This is a genomic window from Actibacterium sp. EMB200-NS6 (genome assembly GCF_001305615.1).
GTDB classification, from domain to species: Bacteria; Pseudomonadota; Alphaproteobacteria; order Rhodobacterales; family Rhodobacteraceae; genus Actibacterium_A; species Actibacterium_A naphthalenivorans.
This window is the reverse complement of sequence record NZ_CP010869.1, coordinates 937,747-954,138: the sequence shown is the minus strand read 5'-3', so window position 1 is coordinate 954,138 and position 16,392 is coordinate 937,747. Positions and strand designations below refer to the sequence as shown.

12 protein-coding genes are annotated in these 16,392 nt (G+C 64.1%); 4 read left to right on the top strand and 8 right to left on the bottom strand.

Translation table 11 applies throughout. The annotated features are described in order from the left end of the window. Positions 1–148 precede the first annotated feature (148 nt). Positions 149–3,247, bottom strand: a complete 3,099-nt coding sequence (locus TQ29_RS04745; RefSeq protein ID WP_054538228.1) for an efflux RND transporter permease subunit — start codon at positions 3,245–3,247, stop codon at positions 149–151. A 24-nt stretch (positions 3,248–3,271) separates the two neighbouring features. Next, the gene (locus TQ29_RS04740; protein ID WP_054538227.1) at positions 3,272–4,420 is read right to left on the bottom strand and encodes an efflux RND transporter periplasmic adaptor subunit; all 1,149 of its coding nucleotides are present in this window, start codon (positions 4,418–4,420) and stop codon (positions 3,272–3,274) included. A 137-nt stretch (positions 4,421–4,557) separates the two neighbouring features. On the opposite strand from TQ29_RS04740, the gene TQ29_RS04735 reads away from it, so the two are divergent. Then, entirely contained in the window at positions 4,558–5,199 is a 642-nt protein-coding gene (locus tag TQ29_RS04735; RefSeq protein ID WP_054538226.1) for a TetR/AcrR family transcriptional regulator, read from the top strand. Between the two features lie 48 nt (positions 5,200–5,247). Here TQ29_RS04735 and TQ29_RS04730 read toward each other — a convergent pair whose 3' ends face one another. Next, positions 5,248–9,279 carry an ExeM/NucH family extracellular endonuclease gene (locus TQ29_RS04730; protein WP_054538225.1) on the bottom strand — a complete coding sequence of 1,344 codons (4,032 nt, stop codon included), beginning with the start codon at positions 9,277–9,279 and terminating at the stop codon, positions 5,248–5,250. Between the two features lie 626 nt (positions 9,280–9,905). Between TQ29_RS04730 and TQ29_RS04725 the strand changes: the two genes are divergently transcribed. Next, on the top strand, positions 9,906–10,184 hold the full coding sequence (locus tag TQ29_RS04725; RefSeq protein WP_144244542.1) for a hypothetical protein: 279 nt from the start codon (positions 9,906–9,908) through the stop codon (positions 10,182–10,184). 19 nt (positions 10,185–10,203) lie between these two features. Here the strand turns inward: TQ29_RS04725 and TQ29_RS04720 are convergent, their stop codons facing one another. From TQ29_RS04720 to TQ29_RS04710, 3 genes are all read right to left on the bottom strand, one after another. After that, positions 10,204–11,559, bottom strand: a complete 1,356-nt coding sequence (locus TQ29_RS04720) for an 8-oxoguanine deaminase (protein ID WP_054538223.1) — start codon at positions 11,557–11,559, stop codon at positions 10,204–10,206. 4 nt (positions 11,560–11,563) lie between these two features. Next, a complete protein-coding gene (locus tag TQ29_RS04715) occupies positions 11,564–12,364 on the bottom strand; it encodes an inositol monophosphatase family protein (protein WP_157445513.1) in 801 nt (266 codons plus the stop codon). An 84-nt stretch (positions 12,365–12,448) separates the two neighbouring features. After that, positions 12,449–12,820 (bottom strand): helix-turn-helix domain-containing protein, encoded by a 372-nt coding sequence (locus TQ29_RS04710; protein ID WP_037205956.1) that lies wholly within the window; start codon positions 12,818–12,820, stop codon positions 12,449–12,451. A gap of 309 nt (positions 12,821–13,129) precedes the next feature. Between TQ29_RS04710 and TQ29_RS04705 the strand changes: the two genes are divergently transcribed. Further along, positions 13,130–14,092 carry an NADPH:quinone oxidoreductase family protein gene (locus tag TQ29_RS04705; protein ID WP_054538221.1) on the top strand — a complete coding sequence of 321 codons (963 nt, stop codon included), beginning with the start codon at positions 13,130–13,132 and terminating at the stop codon, positions 14,090–14,092. A gap of 10 nt (positions 14,093–14,102) precedes the next feature. Here TQ29_RS04705 and TQ29_RS04700 read toward each other — a convergent pair whose 3' ends face one another. Further along, positions 14,103–14,795 (bottom strand): metal-dependent hydrolase, encoded by a 693-nt coding sequence (locus tag TQ29_RS04700; protein ID WP_054538220.1) that lies wholly within the window; start codon positions 14,793–14,795, stop codon positions 14,103–14,105. A gap of 54 nt (positions 14,796–14,849) precedes the next feature. Between TQ29_RS04700 and TQ29_RS04695 the strand changes: the two genes are divergently transcribed. Next, positions 14,850–15,503, top strand: coding sequence for a ceramidase domain-containing protein (locus TQ29_RS04695; protein WP_054538219.1), 654 nt, complete (start codon positions 14,850–14,852; stop codon positions 15,501–15,503). Here the strand turns inward: TQ29_RS04695 and purU are convergent. After that, positions 15,494–16,354 carry a formyltetrahydrofolate deformylase gene (gene purU, locus TQ29_RS04690; protein ID WP_054538218.1) on the bottom strand — a complete coding sequence of 287 codons (861 nt, stop codon included), beginning with the start codon at positions 16,352–16,354 and terminating at the stop codon, positions 15,494–15,496. The genes TQ29_RS04695 and purU overlap by 10 nt on opposite strands. Positions 16,355–16,392 lie beyond the last annotated feature (38 nt).

Here is a 16,392-nt window from a genome sequence, read left to right as displayed (position 1 = left end):
TTCTTGGCTCTCCGGTGCGGTGTAGCCGCATTTTTCGGCAGCCGCGATTCAGCTTTCGGAGGCCGGAAGCGGGCCAGGGCTCTGTGCCCGGCTCGGGCATTCAGGCAGGGTGTAGCGGGGCCGCCAGCGCACCGGCAGCCCCGAAATGTCAGGCGAGGTTGCGGAACAAGCGGCGCACCATCACAAAGAACAACGGCACGAACAGAACGCTCAGAACCGTTCCGGTGATCGTTCCGGAAAACACGCCGGCACCGATCGCATTACGCCCGCCGGCCCCCGCGCCGGTGCTGATCACCAGCGGGAAAACACCCAGCGAAAAGGCCATCGACGTCATGATGATCGGCCGGAAACGCTGCCGTGCGGCGGTTTTCACCGCCTCATAGAGCGACTCGCCGGCAGTCACCCGTTCCCTGGCGAATTCAACGATAAGGATTGCGTTCTTGCCGGTCAGACCGACCACGGTCAGCAGGCCGACCTGAAAGAAGACACCATTTTCAAACCCGCCCAGCTTGGCGCCGATAAGCGCGCCCAGCACGCCTGTGGGCATGGCCATCATGACCGCGAAGGGAATGGCCCAGCTTTCGTAAAGCGCCGCAAGGCACAGGAACACGGCAGCCAGCGACAGGGCGTAGAGCATCGGTGCCTGATTGCCGGATTCGCGTTCCTCCAGCGACAGCCCGGTCCAGGCAAGGGCAAAGCCGGGCGGAAGCTGCGTTGCAAGCCGTTCAATTTCCGCCATCGCCTCGCCGGTTGTCACACCCGCCGCCGGAGTGCCCTGGACCTGCATCGCGGGCACACCATTGTAGCGAGCAACACCTTGCGGCCCGAACTGCCAATCGCCTTCGGAGAAGTTGGAGAAGGGCACAAGGCCGCCGCTGTTGTTCCGGATCCACCAGCGTTCGATATCCGCCGGCGTTGCCCGCGCGTCGGCCTCGCCCTGAACGTAGACGCGCTTGATCCGGCCCTGATCGAGGAAATCGTTCACATACCGCCCGGCCCACGCAACCGACAGAAGATTGCCGACATCCGTGGCCGACAGCCCCATCGCCCCGGCCGCGCGCCAGTCGATGTTCAGGTTGAACTGCGCTGCATCCTCCAGCCCGTTGGGGCGGGCCGAGCCGATAAGCTCGCTTTGCGAGGCCATCCCGAGCAGCATGTTGCGGGCTTCCAGAAGCTGTTCATGGCTCTGGCCGTTACGCGCCTGCAGGTAGAAATCGAAGCCACTGACGTTGCCAAGCTCGGTCACCGCCGGTGGCACGATCGGAAAGACCCTTGCATCGCGGATTTGCTGGAAAGCCCCGGCGGCCCGGCCGGCAATCGCCTGAACGTTTTGCTCCGGGTCCTCCCGCTCGGACCAGTCCTTCAGCCGGATGAAGGCCAGCCCCATGTTCTGCCCCTGACCGGCGAAGCTGAAGCCGCCCACACCAAAGGTCGATTCCACAGAATCCCCTTCGGTATCGTGAAAATGCGCCTCGACCTGCTCGACAACGGCAACGGTCCTGTCGATGGTCGCGCCCGTGGGCCCCTGGATCAGGGTCAGAAGAATGCCCTGATCCTCATCCGGCAAAAAGCCCGTGGGCGTGTTCACATACAGCCAGCCCATCGCGACGATCACGCCGAGATAAAGTATCCCGATCCGGACCGGGCGCGTGATGATATAGCCGACGCTGGCGGCATACCCGCCGAGCAGCTTGTCAAAGCCCGTGTTGAACCAGCCGAACGGGCCGCGCTTGCCGTGATGGGCATCTTTCGGACGCAGCAGCGTGGCACACAGCGCCGGTGTCAGCGTCAGGGCGACCACGACAGACAGCGTCATGGCCGAGACGATGGTGATCGAGAACTGCTGATAGATCACCCCGGTCGACCCGCCGAAAAACGCCATCGGCACGAACACCGCCGACAGCACCAGCGCGATACCGATCAGCGCTCCGGTGATCTGGCCCATGGATTTATAGGTGGCCTCTTTCGGGCCCAGCCCCTCCTCCTCCATGATACGTTCCACGTTTTCCACCACGACGATGGCGTCATCCACCAGCAGGCCGATCGCCAGCACCATCGCCAGCATGGTCAGCGTGTTGATGGTGAACCCGGCGACGGCCAGGATACCGAACGTGCCAAGCAGCACGACGGGAACCGCCAGCGTCGGAATAAGCGTGGCGCGGAGGTTCTGCAGGAACAGCAGCATCACGAAGAACACCAGCACGATCGCCTCGAACAGCGTCTTGACCACTTCGTGGATCGAAATCTCGACAAAAGGCGTGGTGTCATAGGGGATCACATAGCTGACACCCTCGGGGAAGAACTCCGCGAATTCTTCGATCCGCTCCTTCACGCGCTCCGCGGTGTCGAGCGCGTTGGCGCCGGTGGCAAGCTGGATCGCCATGCCCGACGAAGGATTGCCGTTGAAGCGCGCGAGCGTGTTGTAGTTCTCGGCGCCGATCTCTACCCGCGCCACGTCTTTCACCAGCACAAGGCCGCCATCGGTCTCGGCCCGCAGCACGATCTGTTCAAAATCATCCGGAGTACTCAGCAACGATTGCGCCGTGATCGTCGCGTTCAGTTTCTGGCCTTCCACCGTCGGTAGCGTTCCGAACGCCCCCGCCGAAATCTGGGCGTTCTGCGACGCCACCGCCGCAACCACGTCCGACGGTGTCAGCTCGAACGCCGCCAGCTTGGACGGGTCCAGCCAGATCCGCATGGCATATTGCGCGCCGAACACCTGAACGCCGCCCACACCGTCGATCCGGCTGAACTCGTCCACGAGGTTGGTGTTCAGATAATCCGAAAGATCCACCTGTTCGAGCGTGCCATCGTCCGAAATCAGCGCGATGACCATCAAAAAGCTGGATGTGGCTTTCTGAACCGAGACACCCTGGCGCTGTACGGTTTCCGGCAATAGCGGCGTGGCCTGCGCAAGTTTGTTCTGAACCTGGACCTGCGCGATGTCCGGGTCCGTCCCGGTTTCGAAGGTCAGGGTGATCTGGGCGGTGCCGGCCGAGGTGGAACTGGAACTGATATAGCGCATGCCATCCAGCCCGGTCATCTGCTGTTCGATGACCTGCGTGACCGTGTTCGCCACCGTCTCGGCCGAGGCGCCGGGGTAGACGGCGCTGATCCGCACCGACGGCGGCGCGATCGGCGGATATTGCGAGATCGGCAGGCTGAAGATCGACAACGCGCCGATCCCCATGATGATGATCGAAATGACCCAAGCAAAAACCGGCCTGTCGATGAAGAAACGTGCCATAAGAGCGCTTTCTGTGGTTAGAGGTCAGTTCTCGGTCTGCGTTTGGGTCGGTTGCCGTTCTTCGGGAACAACGGTCATTCCCACGCCCACCATTTGCAACCCCTCCACGATAATCCGGTCGCCGTCTTCCAGCCCGGCGCTGACGATCCAGTCAGAGCCGATATTGCGCACCACCGTCAGGGTCCGCTCCTCGATGACATTCTGCTCGTTCACGACCAGCGCGATCGGGCGCCCGCGCCGGTCACGCGTCACGCCATCCTGCGGTGCCAGCACCGCATTGGCAATCACCCCCTGTGGCATTTCCACCTGAACATACATGCCCGGCAAAAGCAGCTCGTCCGGGTTGGGAAACTCCAGCCGCAGCACAACCACCCCGGTCTGTTCGTCCACGTGCGGCTCGGCGGCCGTAAGTTCCCCCGTGAATTCATAGGGTTCGCCGTCGGCCAGAGTCAGAACCACGGTGCGGTTGGCGTTGCCAAGCTCGGCCTGGGTTTCGCCCCGGCGCCAGCGGATCAGCTCGGCCGCCGATTGCGTCACGTCAACGTAAACCGGATCAAGCTGGCGGATCACCGCAAGCGCCCCGGCCTGCCCGGCGGTAACCAGCGCGCCGCGCGTAGTCAAAGAGCGCCCCACCTCGCCCGTCAGCGGCGCGCGGATGGTGGTGCGGTCAAGATCGATATTCGCCGCCAGAAGCTGCGCCTGCGCCACCTGCAAGGCGGCGGCGGCGGCATCGCGGATGGCATTCGCGTCATCAAGGTTCTGCTGGCTGACGACCCTGCGCTCCAGCAGTGCCTGCATCCGGTCGCTTTCCTTCTGGGCGGAGCTCAGCGTCGCTTCGGCCTGCGCGACGGCGGCGGTGGCCGCGGCCACCTGCGCCTCGTAGCTGGCCGGATCAATGCGATAAAGCTCGTCCCCCTGGGTAACGAAGCTGCCTTCCTCGAACAGGCGTTCGGTGATGATGCCCGCAACCTGCGGGCGCACCTCGGCAACGCCCGAAGCCACCACACGCCCCGGAAGAATCGAGGTCAGTGTGACATCCTGCTCGGCCAGCGTCACGACCGTGACCGGGGTCGGTGGCCGATCCTCCTGGCCCAGGGCGACGCCCGCCGGAATTCCCGACAGCAACGAGGCCGCAAGAACGATCGATTTAAGCGCTGAGCGGCTAGGCACCATGACGGACTCCTGAGACGGTTAAAAACGTTGATCGTCGCTGATATTAATGGCAATAAGAAAACCACTCGGTTTTGTAAAGCGCCGAGTTTTGCGCGCTCATAAAAACTTTGTGTGCGCTGATCAACATGGAAACGAGAATGAGCGCTTGCACAAAAGGCATCCGCCGCCCTGGCCGCCCCGTCCAGCTGGACCCCGAGGCGCGTGAGAAACTGATTCTGGACGCGGCAGAGCGGGTCATGGCCAGCCGCGGCATGGCCCGAAGCTCCATGTCCGCCATCGCCCGCGAAGCCGGAATGTCCAAACGCACGATCTACGACATATTCGGCAGCAAGGAAGAGCTGGTCACCGCTTGTGTCCGCCGCATTCGCCTGACCTTTGCCCAGCCTTTGTCAGAACAGCAAAAGCAGCTTCCGTTCGTGGAGCGGCTGCGGCTCATGCTCTCTCCGGCCTCCACTTACCTGTCCGGGGAAATGCCGAACGAACTGTTGCGCGTCATTATCTTCGAGGCGCTCAGGCAACCGCAGCTTGCCAAGGCGTTCCTCGAGGAAGGCCCGAAGGCGCTGCTCGCGACCATTCAGGTCGAGATTGACCGCGCCGTGGACAAGGGCGAAATCGGCCCCTGCGACAGCCGGGCCGTGGCCGCGCTCTTACGCGACATGGTGTACGAAAGCGTGATCGAGCGGCTGCTTGATCCGAACGGCTTCGTGCCGAACGACGCATACGTCACCGCGAGATTCGAACTTGCGCTTCAGGTCTTTCTCAAAGGTATCGCGAACTGACCGACCCACCGGCATGGGGGCCCGGCCCTTTGGCCGGACCCGCCCGCATCATCCGAACAGGAACGTGTCGGTCTCGAGCCGATAGAAATCGACCGCCGAAATTTCCAGCGCCAGATCGCCTGTCACCCCGAGCGTGACCTGATCGAAAGACGTGTTGCCCATCAGATCATAGGACACCGCGTCATTGGCAATGCTCAGCAGGGCCGTGTCGACGAGAACACCGCTGGAATAGAAGTCCAGCGCCACCTCGCCCGAGCCCTTCACATTGGCGAATTCGAACTCCACCTCCAGCGCGTCACCCAGGCCGCCGGCATCGGTCAGGCTGAAGGTTGCCGTCTCCTCCTGGTCGAGCGTCCGGCCGTCCTGCCGTTTCATCGGCCGGTCACCCAGCGCCGAGCGCACGCCGAGGCCGTCGCCGATCATCGCCAGCTTGACCGCACCAAGGTTGACGTCGGCCGCGTCGATCTGGATGCCGGGGGTCTGCAGGTCGATCGACTTCTGGACATAGCGCAGGCGCTGTTCATCCACCTCGACCCCGTCAACCGAATAGACCGCATAATCGCGTTTTCTGATCGACAGGAAGTCAATCCGCGCCAGCGCGGTCGGGTCATCCAGCGTCAGGCCCAGAACCAGCGGATCATGGTCGGATGCCGCGTAGAAATCGGCGTTATAGAAAGACACATCCGAATATTGCGAGGAATAGTTCAGCAGATCCGGTTCATCGGCGTTGATGTGCCATTCGGCGACGCCGGTGACATTGTCCAGAATATCGCCGCTGGCCAGACCGTAATCGAGCGTGCCGCGCTGCCCGTCGAAGACATAGCTATAGGCCTGATCGCCCGGGTAGGCGCTGGCCAGATCGGTGTAGCCGTCGCCGACGATGGTCTGAACCGGGTCCTCCATCGCATAGGCGTTCAGATCGCCCAGGATCACGATGTTCGACGGGTCGGAGGCGCCGGTCGGGTTGGTGGCCAGCCAGGCGGTCAGCTCGGCCGCTGCATCCGCGCGCACCTGGTTCCAGAAGCCCTGGCCGTCGCCGCTGTCATAGTTCGGATCGGCCAGCAGCGCGTCGATCAGCGTCTGCGAAACGCCGGCGCCGATCGCGTCGGACACAAGCGTGTCCAGACCGCTGGAGCCTTTGGACTTGAAGTGATCGGCCACCACCGTGACCTCGCTGCCATCGGCATCGACGAAGGTCGCCGCGATGCTGGGGCGGTTGCGCTGATAGTCGCCAACCGGGCTGGTACCGGTCTGCTGCTGGATCGTGTCCACCAGCGCATAGGTCGCAGCCGCCGAATCCTCGGCAAAGGTCAGAACCTGCGCGCCGACGGGCGCCACAACGGCGGTCTTGTAGATGATGCCGGTGGTGATCGCATCGGTCCCCACGAAGGGCACGCCCGGATCGACATAGCCGTAGACATTGGCGCCAAGCGCCGTGTTCAGCGCATCCACCAGCGCGGCGATGGCGCTGTCGGTGCCGAAGCCGTTATTCTCCAGCTCCTGCAGGCCGATGATGTCGGCGTCCAGCTCCACCAGCGCGGCGACGATCTTGTCGGTCTGGCGCACCAGATCGGCGGCCGTGGTGGCGCCGCGCGGGTCCAGATCGCCGTTGGGGCCGGTCAGCGAACCGTCATCCAGCGTGGTGAAGTAGTTCAGCACGTTGAAGCTGGCGACCGTCATCTCGCCGCCGACGACCGGCGCGGTGGCCGGGCGGGCGCCTTCGTTGGTGCTGTCCACCGTATCGAGCGGACCTTCGGACTGAATGCGGTAGACGCCGTAACGCTCATCCATCACGCCGATGACCGAGCTCACCTCGGCGCCAAGGCGCAGCGTCGGCCCGGCGGCGGTGATCGGGTCGCCCGCCGTCAGCGGGGTGCCGTCGCCGGAATCGATCAGCGTATAGGTGTCGGGGTTCTGCGCGGTCGAGCCGTCGTCGATGGTCAGGCGGCTGGTCAGGTTCGCTGTGGTCAGCGCGTCGATCTCGGCCTGCTGGGTGTTCGGATCGAGGATCTGGGTGGGCGTGGTCTGCACACCTTCGGAAACCTGAACCTCGCCATAGCGGTCGAGGTTGAAATTGGTGATCACGGTCAGCGGATCGGCGGACCCGGTGACCAGCTCCACCCGCATCCCCTCATAGGCTTCGAAATCCGGGCCCATGCCCAGGGTGATCATCGTGGCGGTCGGCAGGGCCACGCCGGTGGCCAGCACCTGGGTGTAAGACACGCTGGTGATTTCGGTCAGGTTGCTGAACTCGGCCACGGTGCCGGTCAGGCGCAGCTTGTCGCCCACGGCCACGGCGGCCCCCGGCGCGTAAACGAACACACCTTCCGAGGTGGCGGCGTCACCGTCGCTGTCGGCATCCTCTTCCTGGATGAAATAGCCGGTCACGCCGCTGGAGCCGGTGATCAGCCCGGTCACGACACCTTCGACCGTAACCTCCTGCCCGGTCATGGCCGAGGCCGCGCCCGCCCCCTGAATTTCGGAAATCAGGGTGATGGAGAAATCATTGTCGTCGATCGCGACGTTCAGATTGCCGACGGTCAGCCCGTTGTAATCGGTGTCGGCGCTGGCGACGGTGAAGGCCAGATCGCCCAGATGCGGCGCGGCCTCGTCGATCGCGTCGTCCACGGCCCGCACGGTCACGGTGGCCGGTGTCATGTCCGACAGGATCACATCGGCGCTGGCGGCGAATGTCACGCCATCGGCGCTGACCAGCGTCTGCGCGTCGGGCGCGGTGACGGTGACGGTCACCGGCGCGGCCGGGCTGGTGGCCAGTTCCAGTGTGAACGTGTCGGTGGTTTCGCCTTCCTCGGTCACGGCCAGCCCGTCGCCGGTGCGGGCGATGACGGCGGGGCTGACCGTGGCGCCCGAAGTGCCGACGACCTTGAAGTTATCCAGCGCGAAATCCTCATAGCCCGCATCGACGCTGAGCTCGAGCCGCAGGTCCAGCGTGCTGCCGGTACCGGCGATGCTGGCCAGAACGGCCGTCATGTCATTGGTCAGCGCGGTGCCGTCGCCGATGCCGTCGGCATCGGTATCCAGGCGGAAGATGCCGTTGTAGGGCCCGCTGGTAGAGCTGAAGTCGGCGCCCCGGAATTCCAGCACGGTCTGCTCGGCCCCGCCGTCGATCGCGGCGATGACGCGGATGTAATCGGCCGCGTCGATATTGCCGCTGTTTTCGAACAGTTCGGCGAACTCGCCCGAGAAGCTCAGGTTGCTCAGACCGGAAACATCAAGCCCGGTCCAACTCGCGGTGATCGGCAGGGCGGCACCTTCGCCGTCAAGGTCCTGCCCGGTCAGGAACGACCCGGTCGTGCCGGTGTAGCCCGTGAAATCCGCGCCCGGCTGCGGGTCGCCGCCGAAATCGCCGCCGCTGGCGCCATCGCTGATGCCGAAGTAATCGTAATAGCCATCCGAGAAGAAGGCGGTGCTGGTGGTAAAGCCGGTGGCGTCGTCGAAGGTTTCATCCAGAACGGTCACATCGGTCGAGGCGGCGGTGCCGCTGACGGTGATGTCGTCGATCGAGATATCTTCGTCACCCGCTTCGAGGTTTTCGAAGGTGACGCGCAGATCAAGCACGGAACCGGTTCCGGCAAGGGCCGCGATATAGTTGGTGAAGGTCGCGGTCAGCGCGGGGCCGTCGGCGGTACCGTCGAAATCGGCATCGAGGCCCGGTTCGGAATTGGTGAACCCGCCCGATGCGAATTGCAGCACCTTGGCATAGCCGCCACCGTCGACCTGCGCCTCGACATAGACCAGCGAATCCGCGTCCCAATCCTGATTGGTGCTGTCGTCATCCTCGGCAAAGAGGCCGGAAATCTCGATGCTGGAATAGCCCGCGATGTCGATCCCGCCGATCGACAGGCTGACGGTGCTGGCATAGGGCGCTTCGCCGTTGGTATCCATTACGGCAAAGTAATAGGCGCCGGAAAACCCGGTAACCGAGTAGAACGAGCCGATCGTGCTGCCATCAGTGCGGGTGAAGAAATCCCCGCTGCCATCGGTGAACTCGGGCACCGACGTGGTGTAGCGTGTCCCGTTCCCGTCCGTTTCGAAATCTTCGCGATAGATGATCGACATAGTGCCCCCGCTGATTCACCTGAAAACTCGCCGTCGCCGAGCGCGACGGGTGTCGCAAGTGATTGTAAGAATCCTGCGACACCGATCAAACTTTATGGCTCTGCGGCGCATTCACGCGCACAGGGCAACAATGCGCGCCCAGAAGCATTTTTTGTTTCCCGACGGGATACATAAAAAGACGAGCTTCTGATATTATTCATTGAAATCAAAGCGTTTCGCGCTTCTTCCGGCCACCGCCCCCGCAACAGACGATACGCCCGTTTCGGCGCAGCCCGTCTTGAGACCCTATGCGCAGGCCTTGTGAACTACGTTCAAACCAGAGCGAACCATGCTGCGCGCGCATCGGCGGGGGATGGCTGATCGGCGGCGCCTTGCGGCATGACCGTTGAAGGCGGACCGGGCCGTCCCTATCCTCGGACTCGCAACGGCGGCCGCACCCCGCCGCAACATGAAAGGACATCACACACCAGCGAACCGCGACGACCAATGCCCCGGATACGGGGCATGACAGAGAACTTCCGCAGGAGGAGGCGGAAACGATGTATGGAAAGTCATGGGGAACCGAAACAGAAATGCCCAGATGCGGCTCAATCACCAAATGGTCCGAACCGGACCGGACCGCTGAAATGATCACCCCGGCGGAAGAAGCCATGGCCCCGTTCCCGGCCGCCACGCTTCGGACACTCACCGACCTCGGCCTGAGCGATGCCGAGATCGCCCGCTACTTCAACCTTGAAACCCGAGAGATCATGGCGTTTCGCCTGGCTCTGGACAGGCGCAATGGCCCGGTGTCACACCGAATGCGCGGGATGACGGGCAGCGCCCGCAACCCGTTCCGGCGCCTGCCGCTTCAGAATATCGAGGGAAAAGGGAACGACGGCCCGCCGCCCTCTCTGACCGACTGAGCCGGGGGCACCGACGGCCTCACGATGGCATGAACGGCTTGTCGGCCAGTCGCGCCGCAAGCCTGTTCTGACGTTCCACCGCCAGCGGCAGATCGATCGTGCACATCTGCCCGTCGCGCACGATCTGGCGCCCTTCGACGAACAGATCCCGCACGCGGGTCGGCCCCGCCAGCAGCAGCGCGGCCTTGTCCCAGCTTCCGGCACTTTCCACCCCCGACACATCCCAGATGGCCACATCCGCCCGCTTGCCGATGCTCAACTGCCCGCAATCGGGCCGGCCCAGCACCTCTGCCCCGCCGCGCGTCGCAATCTCCAGCGCCTCGCACGCGCCCATCGCATCGGCGCCGCGTGACACCCGCTGCAGCAGCATCGCCAGACGCGCCTCCGCCGCCAGATTTCCACTGTCATTCGATGCCGATCCATCGACACCAAGCCCGACCCGGACGCCCGCGTCGCGCATCGCCCGCACCGGCGCAATGCCCGACCCCAGCCGGCAGTTGGAACAGGGGCAATGCGCCACGCCCGTGCCCGAACGCGCGAACAGGTCAATCTCGGCCCCGTCCAGCTTGACGCAATGGGCATGCCAGACGTCGTCGCCCGTCCAGCCCAGATCTTCGGCATATTGCCCGGGGCGGCAGCCGAAGCGGGCCTGCGAATAGGCGATATCCTCGTCATTCTCGGCCAGATGCGTGTGCAGCCGCACCCCCTTGTCGCGCGCCAGAAGCGCCGCATCGCGCATCAGCGCGCGGCTGACCGTGAAGGGCGAACAGGGCGCAATCCCGACCCGCACCATCGCGCCCTCGCGCGCGTCGTGGAAAGCGTCGATAAGGCGGATGCTGTCATCCAGAATGGCCGCCTCGTCCTCGACCAGACCATCCGGCGGCAACCCGCCCGCGCTTTCGCCGATGCTCATCGCGCCGCGTGTCGGATGAAACCGCAGCCCCACCTGCTGTGCCGCCGCGATCGTGTCATCCACCCGCGCGCCGTTGGGATGCAGATACATGTGGTCCGAACTCATGGTGCAGCCCGACAGCGCCAGTTCCGCCAGCCCGACAATGGCCGAGGCATGCACCTCTTCCGGGCCGAAGCGGCCCCAGATCGGGTACAGCGTCTTCAGCCAGCCGAACAGCAGCGCATCCTGCCCGCCGGGCACCGCCCGCGTCAGGGTCTGGAACAGATGGTGATGCGTATTCACAAGGCCGGGCGTGACGACACAGCCACGGGCCAGCACGATCTCGGCATCGCCGGGGGCCAGGCCCGGCCCGATCTCGGCCACCTGACCGCCGCGCAGGCGCAGATCGGCGCCCGAAAGCGCGCGGCGCTGATCGTCCATCGTCAGAATCGTATCGGCATCGCGGATCAGAACATGTGTCATCGGATCAGTCTTCGGCCTTCGAAAGTATGGCCAGAGCCGCGGCAAGCACGGTTTCATTCGCCGCCGCCACGACCCGCCCGCCCGCATGCGCCGGGCCGCCCCGCCAGTTGGTGACGATACCGCCCGCAGCCTCGATCACCGCGATCGGGGCGTGGATGTCATAGGGTTGCAGCCCGGCCTCGACCACCAGATCGATCTGCCCCAGCGCCAGCAGCGCATAGGCATAGCAATCCATCCCGTAGCGCGTCAGGCGCGTCTGTGCCGAAAGCGCGTGAAAGGCGCGCCCTTCGGCCTCGGTGCCCACTTCGGGAAAGGTGGTGAACAGGATCGCTTCCGACAGCGGGCGCGGCGCGCGGGTGGCCAGCGGGCGGCTGCCATGGGGGCTGTCCAGCCGCGCCTCGCCCAGCCCGCCGACAAAGCGCTCGCCCGTCCAGGGCTGGTCGATGATGCCGAACCGCGGGCCGTCCGCGTCGGAGGCGGCGATCAGCACCCCCCATGTGGGCGTGCCGGAAAGATAGGCGCGGGTGCCGTCGATCGGATCCAGCACCCAGGTCAGGCCGCTGGTTCCGGCGGTCGGCCCCATCTCTTCGCCCAGAACCGCGTCTTCGGGGCGGCGACGCGCCAGTTCGGCGCGCATCGCCCGTTCGGCGGCACGGTCGGCGACGGTGACGGGATCGAACCCGCCATCGGCCTTGTTTTCGATGTTCAGCCCGGCCCCGCGGAAATAGGCCAGCGTTTCGACACGCGCAACATCGGCCACGGCATGGGCCGTGGCGATCAGCGTGTCACGATTGATATCCTGCATCGAAGGTCCCGGCATTTCAGGCGGGTGATTTCCGCTCTGTTCCTGCGGCGGTACCCTGCCAATGCCTTGGGCGTCAACCCGATCTCACGCCGCGTCGCTGAGGACGCGGGCAAGTTCGAACAGGCGGCGGCGCTGATTTTCGGGGATCGCGTAGTAAGAGCGAACCAGTTCCAGCGCTTCCTTGTCGCTCAGAATGTCGGCGGGGGCTGTGCCCGCTTCGATGTCATCCGCGTGCTTTTGTCCCAGCCCTTCGAAGAAGAAGCTGACGGGAACCTCGAGCGCATCGGCGATATCCCAAAGCCGGGAGGCGCTGACACGGTTCATTCCCGTTTCGTATTTCTGAATCTGCTGGAATTTGATTCCAACACGTTCAGCAAGTTGCTGTTGGGTCATACCCACCATCCAGCGACGGTGGCGTATGCGTTTGCCGACATGAACGTCAACGGGGTGTTTCATGGTCGCACTCCTCTTTTGAGAAAAGTAAGCAATTATTGTGCCAAGTCCATACGGAACGCACGGCCAGCATCGAAACGCCGTTAAATCCCTGTTATTCAGTCACTTTAAATCCATCACCACGCAGATGCAGAAATTCGGCCCACTTATCCCGCCGGAAGTTTCGCAAAGATGGAATACTCCTTTGGCGTGTTTTTCATTTTGCAATGCACTTTGCAAAACCCTGACCCTGGCAAGCTGCGCTTTACGTTATTCCGAAATCTGGCAAGAATGGCCGCCCGGCGATCCGGCCGGCCCCGGAGGAGGATTGATTTGCGTGCCTTTCAGATCGAAAAAACCGGCCAAGCCCCGCGCCTGACGCACTGTGCCATACCACAACCGCAGGCAGATACCGTCTTGATCCGGATCGCGGCCTGTGGGCTGAATTTCGCCGACCTTCTGATGATCGAGGGGAAGTACCAGGAAAAGCCGCCGCTGCCCGCGACCCTCGGGCTGGAACTGGCCGGAACGGTCGAATCGTTGGGGCCCGATGCCGACCCGTCGCTTTTGGGGCGTCGGGTGGCGGTCTACGCCGGCTCGGGCGGGCTGGCCGATTACGGCTGCTTCCCGGCCGATCGCTGCGTGCCCCTGCCCGACAGCATGGGCGTCGAAGAGGCCGCGGCCTTTCAGATCGCCTATGGCACCTCGCATGTGGCGCTGGACCACAAGGCGCGGCTGCAACCCGGCGAAACGCTTCTGGTGCTGGGGGCGGCGGGCGGCGTCGGGCTGACGGCCGTGGAGATCGGCAAGCTGATGGGCGCGCGCGTGATTGCCTGCGCGCGCGGCGCCGACAAGCTGGCGGCCGCGAAAGCGGCGGGCGCTGATCACCTGATCGACAGCGAGACCGAGGATCTGCGCATGGCGGTAAAGGCCCTGGGCGGCGCGGATGTCGTCTATGATCCTGTCGGCGGCGATCAGTTCAAGGCCGCCTTCCGCGCCTGCAATCCCGAGGCGCGGATCATCGTCATCGGCTTTGCCAGCGGCGAGGTTCCGCAGATTTCGGCCAACCACCTGCTGGTGAAGAATATTTCCGTCATCGGCCTGTACTGGGGCGGCTACATGGCGTTCCGCCCCGAGGTGCTGACCGGCAGCATGGCCACGCTGTTCGGCTGGCACGCCGCCGGGCGACTGAAGCCGCATATCAGCCACGTCCTGCCGCTGGAACGCGCCGCCGAGGCACTGGAGCTTCTGCGCGGCCGGAAATCCACCGGCAAGGTCGTGGTGACGATGCTCTGAACCCGGCGGCTCAGAACGTCATCGGCTCCATCACCTCGGGCTCGATCACGTCCACCTCGGGCAGGTTGTCCTTCATCACCGCCGCCGACTGCTCGAGCAGGGGGAAGGTGCGATAGTGGCAGGGGATGATCGTCTTGAAGTTGAAAAACGTCTTCGCGGCATAGGCGGCGCGGCGCATGTCCATGGTGAAATGCCCGCCGGCGCACAGGATGCCGATCTCGGGCGCGTGCAGATCGTTGAACACCTTCATGTCGGCCATCACATCGGTATCGCCCGACACATAAACCGTCCGCCCGCCATGGGCGATCATGAAGCCCGCCTCGGAGCCGGTATAGATCGGCTCGTTCGCGCCGGAGATCGACGAGGAATGCACCGCGTTCACCATCGTCACGCTGACATCGCCCAGCGCGATGGTCCCGCCCTTGTTGAAGCCGACGGTCTTGACGTTCTCCTGCTCGGACCACCAGGTCATCAGATCGTAGATCCCCACCAGCGGCGCATCCAGCTCGCGCGACAGCGGCAGCGCGTCGCCGGTGTGGTCGCCATGGCCGTGGGTGATCAGGATGTGGGTCGTGCCGGCGATGGCCTCGGCCCGCCGGGCCTCAGGGAACATCGGGTTGCCGGTCAGCCATGGGTCGATCAACAACACCTGATCACCGATCTCCATGCGAAAGCCGGAATGGCCCAACCACGTAATTTTCATGTCGCTCTCCCTGTCTGTCTGGGGCAAGCTTAGCAAAGCGGAGGGCATTGTCACATGAATTGGGCGCAACAGGTTGACGCATATTGCGAGCGGGTCGATGCCACCTTCTGGGCCGAGCCTGTCAACGCGCTGACGAACGCCGCCTTCGTGATCGCGGCGCTGATCATGTGGCGGCGGATCGGCGCCGGAAAACTGCCGCTGGCGCGGGCACTGACCGGCGTGCTGGCGGTGATCGGGGTGGGCTCGTTCCTGTTCCACACCTATGCGACGGCGTGGTCCTCGATGGCGGATGTGCTGCCGATTCTCGGTTTCATCCTGCTCTATCTCTACACGGCGAACCGGCATTTCTGGAACCTGGCGACCTGGCCCGCCCTCGGGCTGACCGCGCTGTTCATTCCCTTCGCGGCGGCGACGGTGCCGCTTTTCGCCCGCCTGCCCTGGCTCGGCTCGTCGGCCAGCTATGCGCCGGTGCCGCTTCTGATCGCGATCTATGCGGTCTTGCTGCGCCGCCGCGCCCCCGGCACCGCGCGCGGGCTGGCCATCGGCGCAGCGCTGCTGATCGTCTCGCTGACGTTCCGCACGCTCGACATGCCGCTATGCGCCGCCTGGCCTCTGGGCACGCATTTCATGTGGCATATCCTCAACGCCGCCATGCTGGGCTGGATGATCGAGGTCTATCGCCGCCACCGCGCCGTGCCTCAGGCCTGAGAGAACACGATCGTCTTGGCGCCATTGGGCAGCACCCGCCCCTGAAGATGCAGCCGCACCGCGCGCGCCAGTACCCGGCTTTCGATATCGCGCCCCACCGCCACGTAATCCTCGGCCGTCAGGGCATGGCTGACGCGCTCTGTCTCCTGCTCGATAATCGGGCCTTCGTCCAGATCGGCGGTCACGTAATGCGCGGTCGCCCCGATCAGCTTGACCCCGCGCTCATGCGCCTGGTGATAGGGCTTTGCCCCCTTGAACGAGGGCAGGAAGGAATGGTGGATGTTGATGATCCGGCCCGCAAGCCGCTTGCTCAGATCGTTCGACAGCACCTGCATGTAGCGCGCCAGCACCACCAGTTCGGCCCCCGTCTCCTCGACCAGCGCCAGCAGCCTGGCTTCCTGCGCCGGCTTGGTTTCCTTCGTCACCGGCCAATGGTGATAGGCGATCCCCTCGTTCTCGGCGGCGCGGCGCGCGTCCTCGTGGTTGGAGACGATGGCCATCACCTCGGCCTTCAGCCAGCCGACCTTGATCTGGTAAAGAAGATGCAACAACGCATGGTCGAATTTCGACACCATCAGAATGATCTTCGGCACCCGCCCGGCGTCCACGATCTGCGCATCCATGTCATAGGCGGTGATCACCGGCGCCAGCCGCGCGCGCAGCTCATCTGCATCGTCGCGGCCGTCGGTGGCGAAGGTCAGTCGCATGAAGAACATGTTGTTTTCGGGATCACGGAACTGATTGCTCTCCAGAATGTTCCCTCCCAGCGCCGACACCGCACCCGACACCGCCGCCACGATGCCGCGCTTGTCGTCGCATTTGAGCGTAAGGATGAAACTGTGATCTGACATTTCGGGGCCTCTGGATGGGTTCTGCCGGTATTTCGGCA

Bases quoted from the DNA above. Each gene is read 5' to 3' on its own strand.
- TQ29_RS04730 (WP_054538225.1), bottom strand. From the start codon at position 9,279: ATGTCGATCATCTATCGCGAAGATTTCGAAACGGACGGGAACGGGACA.
- TQ29_RS04710 (WP_037205956.1), bottom strand. From the start codon at position 12,820: ATGAAACACCCCGTTGACGTTCATGTCGGCAAACGCATACGCCACCGT.
- TQ29_RS04740 (WP_054538227.1), bottom strand. From the start codon at position 4,420: ATGGTGCCTAGCCGCTCAGCGCTTAAATCGATCGTTCTTGCGGCCTCG.
- TQ29_RS04700 (WP_054538220.1), bottom strand. From the start codon at position 14,795: ATGAAAATTACGTGGTTGGGCCATTCCGGCTTTCGCATGGAGATCGGT.
- TQ29_RS04745 (WP_054538228.1), bottom strand. From the start codon at position 3,247: ATGGCACGTTTCTTCATCGACAGGCCGGTTTTTGCTTGGGTCATTTCG.
- TQ29_RS04735 (WP_054538226.1), top strand. From the start codon at position 4,558: ATGAGCGCTTGCACAAAAGGCATCCGCCGCCCTGGCCGCCCCGTCCAG.
- TQ29_RS04715 (WP_157445513.1), bottom strand. From the start codon at position 12,364: ATGCAGGATATCAATCGTGACACGCTGATCGCCACGGCCCATGCCGTG.
- TQ29_RS04720 (WP_054538223.1), bottom strand. From the start codon at position 11,559: ATGACACATGTTCTGATCCGCGATGCCGATACGATTCTGACGATGGAC.
- TQ29_RS04725 (WP_144244542.1), top strand. From the start codon at position 9,906: ATGATCACCCCGGCGGAAGAAGCCATGGCCCCGTTCCCGGCCGCCACG.
- TQ29_RS04695 (WP_054538219.1), top strand. From the start codon at position 14,850: ATGAATTGGGCGCAACAGGTTGACGCATATTGCGAGCGGGTCGATGCC.
- purU (WP_054538218.1), bottom strand. From the start codon at position 16,354: ATGTCAGATCACAGTTTCATCCTTACGCTCAAATGCGACGACAAGCGC.